Origin of the sequence: Variovorax paradoxus, assembly GCF_030811855.1 — a bacterium.
In the GTDB taxonomy this organism is placed as follows: Bacteria; Pseudomonadota; Gammaproteobacteria; order Burkholderiales; family Burkholderiaceae_C; genus Variovorax; species Variovorax paradoxus_L.
Genome location: NZ_JAUSRN010000001.1, coordinates 260,969 through 272,909, shown reverse-complemented (window position 1 = coordinate 272,909; position 11,941 = coordinate 260,969). Strand labels below are relative to the sequence as shown.

11 protein-coding genes are annotated in these 11,941 nt (G+C 67.3%); 1 reads left to right on the top strand and 10 read right to left on the bottom strand.

The genetic code is table 11. The features are described from left to right. Window positions 1–5 precede the first annotated feature (5 nt). The 10 genes from J2X92_RS01525 to deoC all read right to left on the bottom strand — a co-directional run bounded on the left by J2X92_RS01525 (window position 6) and on the right by deoC (window position 10,787). Window positions 6–221, bottom strand: coding sequence for a hypothetical protein (locus J2X92_RS01525; protein ID WP_307572827.1), 216 nt, complete (start codon window positions 219–221; stop codon window positions 6–8). A gap of 253 nt (window positions 222–474) precedes the next feature. After that, the gene (locus J2X92_RS01520) at window positions 475–726 is read right to left on the bottom strand and encodes a hypothetical protein (protein WP_307572826.1); all 252 of its coding nucleotides are present in this window, start codon (window positions 724–726) and stop codon (window positions 475–477) included. A gap of 343 nt (window positions 727–1,069) precedes the next feature. Next, entirely contained in the window at window positions 1,070–2,113 is a 1,044-nt protein-coding gene (locus J2X92_RS01515; protein WP_307572824.1) for an ABC transporter permease, read from the bottom strand. Next, a complete protein-coding gene (locus tag J2X92_RS01510; protein WP_307572822.1) occupies window positions 2,110–3,687 on the bottom strand; it encodes a sugar ABC transporter ATP-binding protein in 1,578 nt (525 codons plus the stop codon). Before J2X92_RS01510 ends, J2X92_RS01515 begins: the two co-directional genes overlap by 4 nt. A gap of 11 nt (window positions 3,688–3,698) precedes the next feature. After that, the gene (locus tag J2X92_RS01505; RefSeq protein WP_307572820.1) at window positions 3,699–4,703 is read right to left on the bottom strand and encodes a substrate-binding domain-containing protein; all 1,005 of its coding nucleotides are present in this window, start codon (window positions 4,701–4,703) and stop codon (window positions 3,699–3,701) included. A 12-nt stretch (window positions 4,704–4,715) separates the two neighbouring features. After that, on the bottom strand, window positions 4,716–5,768 hold the full coding sequence (locus J2X92_RS01500; protein WP_307572819.1) for an ABC transporter permease: 1,053 nt from the start codon (window positions 5,766–5,768) through the stop codon (window positions 4,716–4,718). Window positions 5,769–5,781: 13 nt separating this feature from the next. Continuing rightward, window positions 5,782–6,726, bottom strand: a complete 945-nt coding sequence (gene rbsK / locus J2X92_RS01495) for a ribokinase (protein WP_307572817.1) — start codon at window positions 6,724–6,726, stop codon at window positions 5,782–5,784. Window positions 6,727–6,730: 4 nt separating this feature from the next. Further along, complete coding sequence (locus J2X92_RS01490; RefSeq protein WP_307572816.1) at window positions 6,731–7,183, bottom strand: RbsD/FucU family protein; 453 nt, start codon at window positions 7,181–7,183, stop codon at window positions 6,731–6,733. Window positions 7,184–7,306: 123 nt separating this feature from the next. Then, window positions 7,307–9,715 (bottom strand): aldehyde dehydrogenase family protein, encoded by a 2,409-nt coding sequence (locus J2X92_RS01485; protein WP_307572815.1) that lies wholly within the window; start codon window positions 9,713–9,715, stop codon window positions 7,307–7,309. Window positions 9,716–9,719: 4 nt separating this feature from the next. Next, complete coding sequence (gene deoC / locus J2X92_RS01480) at window positions 9,720–10,787, bottom strand: deoxyribose-phosphate aldolase (protein WP_307572814.1); 1,068 nt, start codon at window positions 10,785–10,787, stop codon at window positions 9,720–9,722. A 211-nt stretch (window positions 10,788–10,998) separates the two neighbouring features. Here deoC and J2X92_RS01475 point away from each other — a divergent pair, with 211 nt between their 5' ends. Next, window positions 10,999–11,787 (top strand): DeoR/GlpR family DNA-binding transcription regulator, encoded by a 789-nt coding sequence (locus tag J2X92_RS01475; protein WP_307572812.1) that lies wholly within the window; start codon window positions 10,999–11,001, stop codon window positions 11,785–11,787. The last annotated feature ends 154 nt before the right edge of the window (window positions 11,788–11,941 follow it).

Genomic DNA, 11,941 nt, shown 5'->3' with positions numbered 1-11,941 from the left:
CACTTTCAAACGAAGAGCAGACTGATAGCGAAAGCGACCGCAAAGCAGGCCATCGTGACGATCCGCCCCGCCGCGAGTGCGCGCACCCGCTGCATGTGGCTTCGCATCGAGAACCATCGCCCCTGCGCACGTGCGCAGTGGCGCATGTGCGAGGCCAGCGCTTCGACATCGCGGCCGATGAAATCGACCTGAGAGTGAGTGAGAGAGTGCGGTAGGGACATTGCGACGGGGCTCCTGTGTTACGACTTCGAGCTGCCGCGCGATTGCGAGAGGACTGTGAACGTCTCCCGACCGTACGCTCTTTAATGACCTTACGGTGTCCTGTTTTGATGGTGTGCCGTAGGAGAAGGGCTACAAGTTCGATCCAGCGTGACCTTTATTGCCTGGCGATCGGAGGGGATGACCCTGGCTAGCGACGCGAGGGGCGTTTTCTTGCGCGTTAACGAGCCGTTTGCATCTCGCAGGCCTCGCCGCCTAGACTGTATCGACTATCAACGAAGCCTCGACACGACGTACGCGGTGGTCGACGTAGTAACCGCCATATTCCGTGTAGCGAAGCACCAGCAGGCCGCAGGCCGTGCAGCGATACACGTCACACCGGTTGAAAGGAAAGAAGTCGATCGCGATCGGCGCCCCGGGAGATTCGTAGCGCGTTCCGGCTGGATGGAATTCCTCGAAGGTCGGCTCCTCGATCGATGGGTCGCGCAACGTGCCTTGGAGTTCCATGAGTTGCGAGGGCCAGCGCTCCTCCGGCATGCTTTCCCAGCCCCTCGCATGTCGAAGCCGGCAAGCGCAATCCTCGCCCGTGCCGCCGAGCTCCCCTTGCGTTGCGAGCTCCCTCAGATCACTGGCATGCAGCCGCCTGGGAAATGCGTCTCTCATCGATCCACTGTAGCACCCGATAACTGATGAATCCTGGAAAGATTCTTCGTGCGAGTTCTAGACATCCACGGTGTTGCGTGCACGGATTTGTCGAGACGGAGCCAGGGCGGCAAACCGGTGCGAAACGCAGATCGTGAGGATCACCGGCTTCAAGCCTGCGCCATGTGGCGTGGATGCCGCGGAGGCCCTATGCCCGTTTGCGCATCGCGAAGCAAGCTCCCGCCACCAGGATGAAGGCACCGATGATGACCTTCTGCCAGGTGCTTGGCACGCCCGCCAGAATCAGCACGTTGTTGATCAGCGTGACCAGCACCACGCCCAGCAGCGTGCCGCCCACGGTCCCGCTGCCGCCGGTGATGCGCGCGCCGCCGAGGATCACGGCGGCGATCACGTCCAGTTCGTTGCCCACCAGGTCGAAGGGATTCGCCAAGCGCGTGCTTGACACGTGCACGATGCCCGCAAGCCCTGACAGGAAGCCCGCGTAGGCGAAGACGAAGACGTGAACGGTGCGCAGGTTGTAGCCCAGCCGCTCCGCGATCGCCAGGCTGCCGCCGATGGCGTACACCGCGCGGCCCATCAGCGTGCGGTTCAGCAGCCACCAGGTCAGCACCGCGGCGCCGGCCAGCACCAGCACGGTCGCCGGCAGCACCGCATGCAGGCCCTGCGGCGTATCGAAGCGCCAGAGCGCGAGCTTGCCGAAGGCGTCCATCGGCAGCGGCACGTTCATGAAGAACACGGTGCCGACGAAGGTCAGAAGAATGCCGCGGTACAGGTACTGCGTGCCGATGGTCACGATCAGCGAAGGCGCCTTGAGCCAGTGCACGAGCAGGCCGTTGAGCACGCCGAGCAGGGCACCGCTCACCGCTCCCGCCACCAGCAGCAGCGCAATCGGCGCCTCCGGAAAGTAGTTCAGCACGAGCTTGGTGATGCTGTACATCGTGAGTGCGGCAATGGCCGCAAACGAAACGTCGATGCCGCCGGCCGCCAGCACGATCAGCACGCCGAGCGCGAACAGGCCAAGCACCGTGCAGGCGCGCACGATGTCGAACAGCACCGGCAGCTGGAAGAAGCTGGGGTTGATCGCGCCCACCACCAGGCTCACGAGCACGATCAACGCCAGCGTGAAGACCGAGGGGCGCTGTGCGAGCCAGTGGCGCCAGGACGTGCGCGTGCGGGGCTTGGGGGCCACGGGCACGGCGGCGGTGTGCGCTTGCATGGTGGAAGCGGTCATGAGAATGCGGGAGAGGAGGTGTCGGAAACCAGCGCGCGGTACAGCTCGCTTTCGGCCAGCCCTTGCGCATCGAAGTCGTGGGCGATGCGGCCCTTGCGCATCAGCAGGATGCGGTCGCAGTTCTGCAGCAGCTCCTGCAGGTCGTCGCTGACCAGGATCACGCCCAGGCCCTGCTCGGCCAGCCGCTGCACGATGCGGTAGATGGTGTCTTTCGAGCCCACGTCCACGCCCACCGTCGGGCCGTGCAGGATCAGCACGCGCGGATCGATGGCGAGCCAGCGGCCAATCAGCACGCGCTGCTGGTTGCCGCCCGAGAGCGACTGCACTGGCCGGTCCACGTCAGGCGTGGCGATCTGCAGGTCGGTCACCGTGCGTTCGGCCAGCGCCTGGCACTGGCGCGCATCGAGCGCGCCGAAGCGGCCGCGCAGGCGGCTGAGCACGGCCGTGACGATGTTGTCGCGGATCGGCTTGTCGAGAAAAAGGCCTTCGCTGAGCCGGTCTTCGGGCACATAGCCGATGCCCTGGCGAATGCCGTCGGCCGGCGTCTTCAGCGTGATCTCCTTCGCGGCGAGCGAGATGCGGCCACGGTCCGCCGCCTGCACGCCCGCGAGCGCCATCGCGAGCTCGTTGCGCCCCGAGTCGAGCAGCCCGGTGATGCCGAGGATCTCCCCTTTGTGCAGCGTGAAGCCCACGTCGCTGAACTGCGTGCCGCGGCCCAGCGCCTCGACCTTCAGCAGCGCGTCGCCGTCGTGCGAGCGGTGGCGATAGCGTGCGCCGTCGAGCTGCTTGCCGGTCATCCAGTGCGAGAGCTCGGTCTTGGTGAAATCCTTGATCGGCCCCTGCGCGACCTTGGTGCCGTCGCGGAACACGATGGCCTGGCCGCCCATGGCCATGCATTCGTCCAGCTTGTGGCTCACAAACAGCACCGCCACTCCCTGCGCGCGCAGGGCCTCGACCACGTGCACGAGGTTGTCGACTTCTTTCTGTGTGAGGGAGGTGGTGGGTTCGTCCATGATGACCATGCGTGCGCGCGTGGCCACGGCCCGGGCGATGGCCACCAGCTGGCGCGTGGCAATGGGCAGCTCGTCGACACGGCGCGCCAGGAAGGCAGCGTCGGTCGGCAGCCTCACCGTCTCCAGCGCGCGCACGGCCGTGGCCGCCACCGCCTTGCGGTCGAAGCGGCGCGCCAGCTTGCCGCCGGTGGTCACCAACTGCTCGCTGAGTGCCACGTTTTCGGCCACGCTCATGTTGGGCAACAGGGACAGGTCCTGGTAGACCGTCTCGATGCCCAGCGTGAGCGCCTTCAGCGGCGACAGCGCATCGTGCGGCGAGCCGTCGATCACGATGCGGCCCTGGCTCGGCGGCTGCGCGCCCGAGATGATCTTGATCAGCGTGCTCTTGCCACAACCGTTCTCGCCGAGCAGGTGGTAGATCTCGCCGGCCTCGATCGTCAGGTCGATGCCGCGCAGCGCGTGCACGCCCGCGAAGCGCTTGTGCACGTCCTGCACTTCGAGAAAGACGCGGCGCCCCGCCGGCGCGGCCGGAGCGTGCGTGATGGGCGCTGCAAGCGTCATGGTTCGCAGGCTCAGAAGGCGTACTTCTTGTAGTTCTGCTTGTCGACCTCGACCCAGGCCTGGCCCGTGACGATGACGCCGACGCCCGGGCCCTTCTTGACCGAGACCTTGTTGTAGCCCGGCACGCCCATGTCGGCGCCGTCGGTGATGGTCTTGCCGTCGATCAGCATCTTGGCCGCCTTGTTCATGACGAGGCCGGCGTCCTTCGGATCCCAGAAGGCGATGCCGCCGACCGCGCCCGACTCGAGGAACTTGGCCGCCTCGCTCGGCAGCCCGGTGCCGAAGACGCAGACCTTGCCCTGCAGACCGGCTTCTTCCACGGCGCGGCCGATGCCCAGCACGTCGAGCGACGACGAGCCCTGGAAGCCCTTCAGGTCGGGGTGCTTGCGCAGCATTTCCTTGGCCTTGCCGTAGGCCTTCTCGGCGTCGTTGAGCGATTCGTTCTTGGCGTCGACCAGCGCCATCTTGGGGTACTTTTTCGCGTTCGAGGCGCCGCCGTCGGCCCACTGCACCTGCGACTGGCTGCCCAGCGACCCGACCAGCGAGGTCCACTTGCCCTGCTGGCCCATGCAGGCCGCCAGGCGCTCGTTGATGCGCGCGCCGTAGGCCGTGTTGTCGAAGGCCTCGATGTCGACCATGGTGTTCTTCTGGTTGTCCGCCTCGTGCGTCACGACCTTGATGCCGCGCTCCATCGCGCGCTTGAGCACCGGCTCGAGGGTGGGCGGATCCATCGAGACGACGGCAATGGCGTCGACCTTCTTGGCCACCAGGTCTTCCACCAGGCGTTGCTGCTGCGCGGCGTCCGACTGCGCCGGGCCGATCTGGCGCGTGGCCACGCCGGGCGTGCTCGCGCCGAACTCCTTCACGCCCACTTCCATGCGGTTGAACCAGCTGATACCCGTGATCTTGACCACGGTGACGATGTCTTGCGGCTTGCCCTGCGCATGCAGTGCCGAGGCGAAGGCCACGGCGGTGAGTGCGAGCACGGTGCAGGCGATCTTGGTTTTCTTCAGCATTTCTTTTGTCTCCTAGCCCTCGGAATTTCTTTGCGCCGCGCCAGGAGGGAGCTGGTGCGACGGTGCGCTCGTGCGCGTGGTGGAAAGAAAGACGCGCAGGTCCTGCAGGCCGAAGCGCCCATACGCCAGGAAGAACAGCAGCAGCAGGCCCCAGGCGCAGTCGCGGAAGAAGTTGGAAATGCCCAGCAGGTTGAAGGTGCTCGACAGCAGCTGCAGCGCCATCGCCGAGAAGAACAGGCACACCATGCGTCCGTAGCCGCCTTGCGGCCGCACACCCGCCATCACCGTGATGAGAATGGCGATCAGCAGGTAGGAGTTGCCGTAGTCCGACTTCACGCTCGCGGTGCGCGCGGCGATGATCACGCCCGCTACGGCCGCGAGGAATCCGCACAGCGCATAGGTCGCGATCAGCATGCGGGCCTGCGAGATGCCGGCGTAGCGCGCCGCCTTGGCGTTGGTGCCGAGCAGGAACAGGCGGATGCCGAAGGGGCTCTGCCGAAGCAGCCAGCCGACGGCCAGCAGCATCACGAAGAAGATCACGAACGGAATCGGCACGCCCAGCACCATCTCGTTGCCGATGGCCGAGAGCGCCTCGGCATTGCCCACGCGCAAGCTGGAGCCCCCCGTGAGCACCACGGCCAGGCCGGTGTAGAGCAGTTGCGTGCCCAGCGTGCAGAGGATCGGCGTGAGGCCTGCCTTCGCGATGAGCATGCCGTTGAGCAGCCCGCCGGCCAGGCCTGTCGCCAGCGCGATGGCGGCGAACCAGCCGGTATAGAGCCAGGGCGACACGTCGGGCGAGGCCAGCTGCGGTGCGAGCGTGGCGGCCGCCACGCCCGCGAGGTTGGCCAGCGCCACGCCCGACAGGTCGATGCCGCCGTTGCCAGAGATCATCGACAGCGCCACGCCCATGGCCAGGAGGCCGAGTTCGGGCAACTGGCCGCCCATGGACTGGAAGTTGTAGACGTCCAGGAAGTCGCCCTTGGAGAGCACCGTCGCCACCACGAGGATGAGGACGTTGATGCCGACCAGGAAGTTGAGTTCGCGGTCTGAGAACTTAAGCTTCATGAAGAGAGTCCTGTCAGGCGGCGCGGGCCAGCAACGCGTCGACTTCGGCGCGCGTGGGCATCGAGGGCGCCGTGCCGGCACGCGTCACCGAGATGGCCGCCACCGCCGCGCCGAAGCGCGCTGCCTCGAGGGCGGTGGCGCCTTCGGCCAGCGCGGCCGCAAAGCCGCCATTGAAGGCGTCGCCCGCGCCGGCGGTCTCCTTCACCGCGCCGGCGCGGAACACCGGAATGTGCTCGGAACCGTTGGCGCTGTGCAGCAGGGCGCCCTTGTCGCCGAGCGTGATGAGCGCGCAGCCCACGCCTTTAGCCAGGAAGAAGTCGCCCGCGCGGCGCGCGTCCTCGATGGTTTCGACGGGCATGCCGCTCAAGGCGGCGGCCTCGTGCTCGTTGGGCGTGATGTAGTCGCACAGCGCGTAGAGCGCATCGTCGAAGGGCAGGGCGGGCGCGGGGTTGAAGACGGTGACGGTGCCGGCCTTGCGCGCGATCTCCAGCCCGCGCCGCGCGGCGGCGGCAGGCTGCTCGAGCTGAGTGACGAACACGCGCGCGCTGCGGATCGCATCAGCGGCCGCATCCACGTCGGCCGCATCGATCAGCGCGGCGGCGCCTGGCACGACGATGATGGCGTTGTCACCGGTGACTTCATGGACGTAGATGAATGCCGCACCGGTCGGTTGCGCCGTCACCTGCGGTGCGCGCGGCGTGATGCCTTCGCGTGACCACAGGGCGAGCGCGTCGTTGCCGAAGGCGTCCTGCCCCAGCTTCGAGATGAACGTTACCCCGGCACCCGCGCGCGCGGCCGCCACGGCCTGGTTCGATCCCTTGCCGCCCGGGCCCATCGCGAAGCCCGAGCCGGCGATGGTCTGGCCCACGCCCGGAAGGTTGGCCGCGCGGAATGCGAGGTCGGCGACGAAGATGCCGAGCACGGCCACGCCGTGCTGCCTGGAAGTGACGACGGTCATGGAGTCAGTCCTGCGGCGCGAGCACGCCCTTTTTGAAGATGAAGCAGCCGTAGAAGCGGCGCTCGCCGGTGGCGATCACGCAGTAGGCGCGGCGCGCGGCTTCGTAGAAGGCGAAGCGTTCGATCGAGCCTAGCGGACGCACGCGCCCCTCGGCGGCGTCGATCTCGCGCTGCATTTCCTGCTGCACCGGGGGAATTTCGTTCGGCTGTCCCATGATTTCCATCCGGCGCGCCGGATCGTCCACGGCGTTGTCGAGCGGCAGCACCGACAGGATGGCGCGCGCCGCCTCGGTGGTGCCCACCCCATCAATGCGCAGCAGCCGTCCGAGCGTGGTCTGGCGCGCGACCGAATCGGCCGGAAAGTTGGCATCGCACAGCACCAGTTCGTCGCCATGGCCCATGGCACGCAAGGCGTACAGCACGTCGGCGTTGAGCAGGGGGTGGATGGACTTCAGCATGCGGACTCCTCGGAATGAAACGGCTCGGCAAAGCGCGATCTTAGGGAAGGAAAACGTTTGCGCAAACGTTTGCTATTGGGGGATTTCCCTTGGTTTTGAGAAATTGAACGGCCCTGCCGACGCTTATTCGCCATAGGGAATCCAGATGTTCTTGATCTGCGTGGCATGCCGCAGGAACAGCGGGCCTTCGGCAGCCGAGTCGTCATGCCAGTCGGTGGCCAGGCCGTGATCGACCAGCGTGCGCTTGAGGTTGCCGACCGAGAGCCGCTCGGCCATGCGCGACCGCTCCTTCGCGCCGAAGACCCATAGCGCATCGACATCGTCGTGCTCAGCCAGCGTCTGCGCGAGGCCGGTGGCAGGGCCGGTCACGAGGTTGACCACCCCGTCGGGCAGGTCGGAGGTTTCGAGCACCTGGTAGAAGTCGGTGGCGATCAGCGGATGCTTCTCGCTCGGCACGATCACCGTGCGGTTGCCCATCGCGAGCAGCGGGGCGAGCAGGCTCACGAAGGACAGCAGCGGCGCCTCGTCGGGGCACACCACGCCGACCACGCCGATGGGCTCGACGGTGGCGAGCGCGACGCCGCGCAGCGGCGGCACATGCACCGTGCCTTCGTACTTGTCGGCCCAGGCCCCGTAGGAGAAGAGGCGGCTCACGGCGGCGTCGACTTCGGCCTGCGCGGCGCGCGCGGCCACGCCGGTCAGGCTTGTGAGACGCGCGGCGAATTCGCCGGCGCGTGCCGAGAGGTTCTCGGCGAGGTAATAAAGCGCCTGGGCGCGGCGGTGCGGCGTTGCGCTGGACCAGCCTGCGGCGGCGCGCGCGGCGGCCACGGCATTGCGGATGTCCTTGCGGTTGCCGGTTCCCACCTCGCCGATCCGATGCCCGGCGGCGGAGAACACGGGCTGCGACTGCTCGCCGTCGGGGCGCACCTGCTTGCCGCCGATGAACAGCTTGGCCGTGCGGTCCATGGCTGGAAGCGCGCCGGCGACCGATGCCGTGCCGGCTTCGTTTGCCGCTGGGGCAGGCGCTGTGGCCAGACGCGGCTTGCGCCCGGACCACGCGCGCGGCTTCAGGTATTCGTAGCAGCCTTCGCGTCCGCCTTCGCGGCCGTAGCCCGACTCGCGGTAGCCGCCGAAGCCCACGCCCGCGTCGAACAGGTTGGTCGCGTTGACCCACACCACGCCGGCCTGCAGTTGCGGCGCGATGCCCAGGGCAAGGCCGATGGTCTCGCTCCACACACTGGCCGCAAGACCATAGCGGGTGTTGTTGGCCAGTGCCACGGCCTCGTCGGGCGTGCGGAAGGTCATGGTCACCAGCACCGGCCCGAAGATCTCCTCCGTTGCCACGGTGGAGGCCGGGTGCACGCCCGTCAGCAGCGTGGGCGGAAAGAAGCTGCCGCCCGCGGGCAGCGCACCCGGCGGCTGGTAGCAGGCCGCGCCTTCGCGCACGCCCGTGGCCACCAGCGAACGCACGCGCTCCAGCTGCGAAGGATCGATCAGGCTGCCGATGTCGATCGCCTTGTCCAGCGGCAGGCCCACGCGCAGGCTCTGCATGCGGCGCTTGAGGCGTTCGATGAAGTCGGCCGCAATGCCTTCCTGCAGCAGCAGCCGCGAGCCGGCGCAGCACACCTGGCCCTGGTTGAACCAGATGGCGTCGACCACGCCTTCCACCGCGGCGTCGATGTCGGCGTCGTCGAACACGATGAAGGGCGACTTGCCGCCCAGCTCCAGCGTGAGCGACTTGCCCGAGCCCGCGGTGGCCTCGCGGATCAAGCGGCCTACGTCGGTCGAGCCCGTGAAGGCGATCTTGTCGACGCTTTCGTGCGCCACCAGCGCCGCGCCCGTGGCGCCGTCGCCGGTTACCACGTTCAGCACGCCCGCGGGCAGGCCGGCCTCTGCGGCGAGCTCGGCGAACAGCAGGGCGCTAAGCGGCGTGAGTTCTGCTGGCTTGAGCACCACCGTGTTGCCCAGCGCGAGCGCGGGCGCGATCTTCCAGGCCAGCATCAGCAGCGGGAAGTTCCAGGGAATGATCTGGCCGATCACGCCCAGCGGCACCTGGTCGGCGAACTCGCGCTCCTGCAGCTGGGCCCAGCCGGCGTGGTGATAGAAGTGGCGCACCACCAGCGGCACGTCGAGGTCGCGCGTCTCGCGGATCGGCTTGCCGTTGTCCAGCGCCTCGACCACCGCGAGCAGCCGCGCATGGCGCTGCACCATGCGCGCCAGGGCGTACAGGTGCCGCGCACGGCCATGGCCGCCGAGCGCCAGCCAGCCGGGCTGCGCGGCGCGCGCCGCAGCGACGGCAGCGTCCACGTCCTGCGCCGATCCTTGTGCGATGCGGGCGAGCCGCTGGCCGGTGGCCGGCTCGGCGCTGTCGAAACGCGCGCCGGCCGAAGCAGCGGTGAAACGGCCGCCGATGAAATGGCCGAAGCCTTCCGAATGGCGCGAGAGCCATTGGCGGGCGTCGGTGTCGCTCTCTGGCGCGGGGCCGTAGTCCATGGTGTCGAAATAGCGTGCGACGCTGCTGTTGCTGCTCATCGGGTCATCCGATCGGGTGGCGGTGGAAGGCCGAGTAGCGGCCCGTGACGTGGTGTTCCAGCTGGCGCTCGATGTCGGCCAGCAGGGTGGACGCGCCGATGCGGAACAGCTCGGGCTCGAGCCAGGCACGGCCCAGCTCTTCCTTCATGAGCACCTGGTAGTCGAGCGCGGTCTTGGCTGTGGAGACACCGCCGGCCGGCTTGTAGCCCACGCGAAAACCCGTGCGGGCCTCGTACTGCCGGATCATGCGCAGCATCACCAGCGTGACCAGCGGCGTGGCGTTCACGCCTTCCTTGCCGGTGGAGGTCTTGATGAAATCCGCGCCGGCCATCATGCAGACCATCGAGGCCTTGGCCACGTTGCGCAGCGTCTTGAGTTCGCCCGTCGCGAGGATGGCTTTCACATGCGCATCGCCGGCCGCGAGGCGGAAGTCGCGCATCTCGTCGTAGAGCCTGCGCCACTGGCCAGTGAGCACGTGTTCGCGCGTGATGACGATGTCGATCTCGGCCGCGCCGTCGCGCACCGAGGCTTCGATTTCCTTGAGCTTGAGCTCGTGCGGAATCAGCCCGGCGGGAAAGCCCGTGGACACCGCCGCCACCGGAATGCCAGAGCCTGCGAGTGCATCGACGGCCGTGGCCACGAAGCGGTGATAGACACAGACCGCGCCGGTGTGCAGCGTGCGGTCCGCAAAGCCCAATGCGGCCAGCAGGTCGGAGCGCACCGGAGTGACGGCCTTGGCGCAGAGCCTGCGCACGCGCTCGGCCGTGTCGTCGCCGCTCAGCGTGGTCAGGTCGATGCAGCTGATGGCCTTGAGCAGCCAGCCGGCCTGCGCGTCCTTCTTGACCGAGCGGCGGCCGGGCAGCGTGGCCACGCGGCGCTCGGCAGCCGAGAGGTTGACGCGAAGATTGTCGAACCAGCCGGCATCGAAGGGCTGCGCGGTGTTGCGTGCGGCGGGGTACGACTTGTCGTCAGGGGCCGGCGCGGCGACGTTGGCGGCCGCCGGGGCCAAAGCGGGCGCGACGGGGCGTGCACGCACCGTGCCACTGGCACGAACGAGGGAAGTGGAGTTCATGGCGTGAAGGGCACCGGGGCGCGCAGGCGCCGCATGAGCGGCAGGCAGGCAGTGGGCATGTCGTTGTCTCTGATCGGTTGTGCATGCCGTCGGTGCAGGACATCGCGGCGTTCGGCAATGTTATTGCAATAACATTTAATCGCGCAAGATGTTTTTGAAATAACATTTGCGATGCCCGATACTCAGGTGGGTGGACGAGAGGAACCAGAACATGCGAAAGACCGCCGGCGCCGAGGCCCGGGCCTTGCGACTTGCCAAGATGCAGGAGTTCGTCGAGGCCGGCGGACCGTTGCCGATCAAGCAGGCCGCTCAGCGCCTGGACGTGACGGAAATGACGATCCGCCGCGACCTGTCGGCGGCCGATTCACCGCTGACGGCCCTGGGAGGCTACGTGCTGGCGACCATGCTGCAGGGCGGCGACAGGTACTCGCTCGACGAGGCCAGCGACCAGCACGCGGCGCACAAGCGCGCAGCCTGCGAACGCGCCGCCGAATGGGTGCAGGCGCACGACAGCCTGTTCATCGACTGCGGCACCACCATGGTCCATTTCGCGGAGGCTTTGCCGCCCGACATACCGCTGAGCGTGGTGTGTTACTCCACGAACATTGCATCGATCCTGAGCCGCCGGCCGAACACGCAACTGATGCTGATGGGCGGGCTCTACCACGCCTCGTCAGCCACGTACTTCTCCGACGAGGGGCTGCAATATCTCAATCGGCTGGGTGTGAACAAGGCCTTCATTTCAGCCGGCGGACTGGACCTGGAGCGCGGCGCGAGCTGCTCCAATTTTCATGAAGTGCCCGTCAAGCAGGCCGCGATCCGCAGCGCGTCGGAGAGTTTTCTGATCGTGGACGAAAGCAAGCTCAATCGCTTGCGGCCGGCCTTCTTCAGTCCGCTCGGTTCGTTTGCGCGCATCGCGGTGGGCGGGACGCCCGCGCCCGCGTTGCGCAAGCAGTTCAAGGATTTGCCGATTGAGTTCGCACGACCCGTGACTTCTTGAACCGCGTTTCAGTTGGGTCGCCGGCCTCACCACGGGCTTTGAGAGCTCGCAGGTTCGCTTTGCGCCTTTGCGTGTAAGGCTTCTCACGAAGCGGCGAATTTCCTTGCACCGAACGAAGGCGCCGGCCGATGGCAAAAGCGAGGTAGCCGCCCAG

What these genes read in the sequence shown, in the direction of transcription:
- J2X92_RS01525 (WP_307572827.1), bottom strand. Translation starts at nt 221, where the DNA reads ATGTCCCTACCGCACTCTCTCACTCACTCTCAGGTCGATTTCATCGGC.
- J2X92_RS01520 (WP_307572826.1), bottom strand. Translation starts at nt 726, where the DNA reads ATGGAACTCCAAGGCACGTTGCGCGACCCATCGATCGAGGAGCCGACC.
- J2X92_RS01515 (WP_307572824.1), bottom strand. Translation starts at nt 2,113, where the DNA reads ATGACCGCTTCCACCATGCAAGCGCACACCGCCGCCGTGCCCGTGGCC.
- J2X92_RS01510 (WP_307572822.1), bottom strand. Translation starts at nt 3,687, where the DNA reads ATGACGCTTGCAGCGCCCATCACGCACGCTCCGGCCGCGCCGGCGGGG.
- J2X92_RS01505 (WP_307572820.1), bottom strand. Translation starts at nt 4,703, where the DNA reads ATGCTGAAGAAAACCAAGATCGCCTGCACCGTGCTCGCACTCACCGCC.
- J2X92_RS01500 (WP_307572819.1), bottom strand. Translation starts at nt 5,768, where the DNA reads ATGAAGCTTAAGTTCTCAGACCGCGAACTCAACTTCCTGGTCGGCATC.
- rbsK (WP_307572817.1), bottom strand. Translation starts at nt 6,726, where the DNA reads ATGACCGTCGTCACTTCCAGGCAGCACGGCGTGGCCGTGCTCGGCATC.
- J2X92_RS01490 (WP_307572816.1), bottom strand. Translation starts at nt 7,183, where the DNA reads ATGCTGAAGTCCATCCACCCCCTGCTCAACGCCGACGTGCTGTACGCC.
- J2X92_RS01485 (WP_307572815.1), bottom strand. Translation starts at nt 9,715, where the DNA reads ATGAGCAGCAACAGCAGCGTCGCACGCTATTTCGACACCATGGACTAC.
- deoC (WP_307572814.1), bottom strand. Translation starts at nt 10,787, where the DNA reads ATGAACTCCACTTCCCTCGTTCGTGCCAGTGGCACGGTGCGTGCACGC.
- J2X92_RS01475 (WP_307572812.1), top strand. Translation starts at nt 10,999, where the DNA reads ATGCGAAAGACCGCCGGCGCCGAGGCCCGGGCCTTGCGACTTGCCAAG.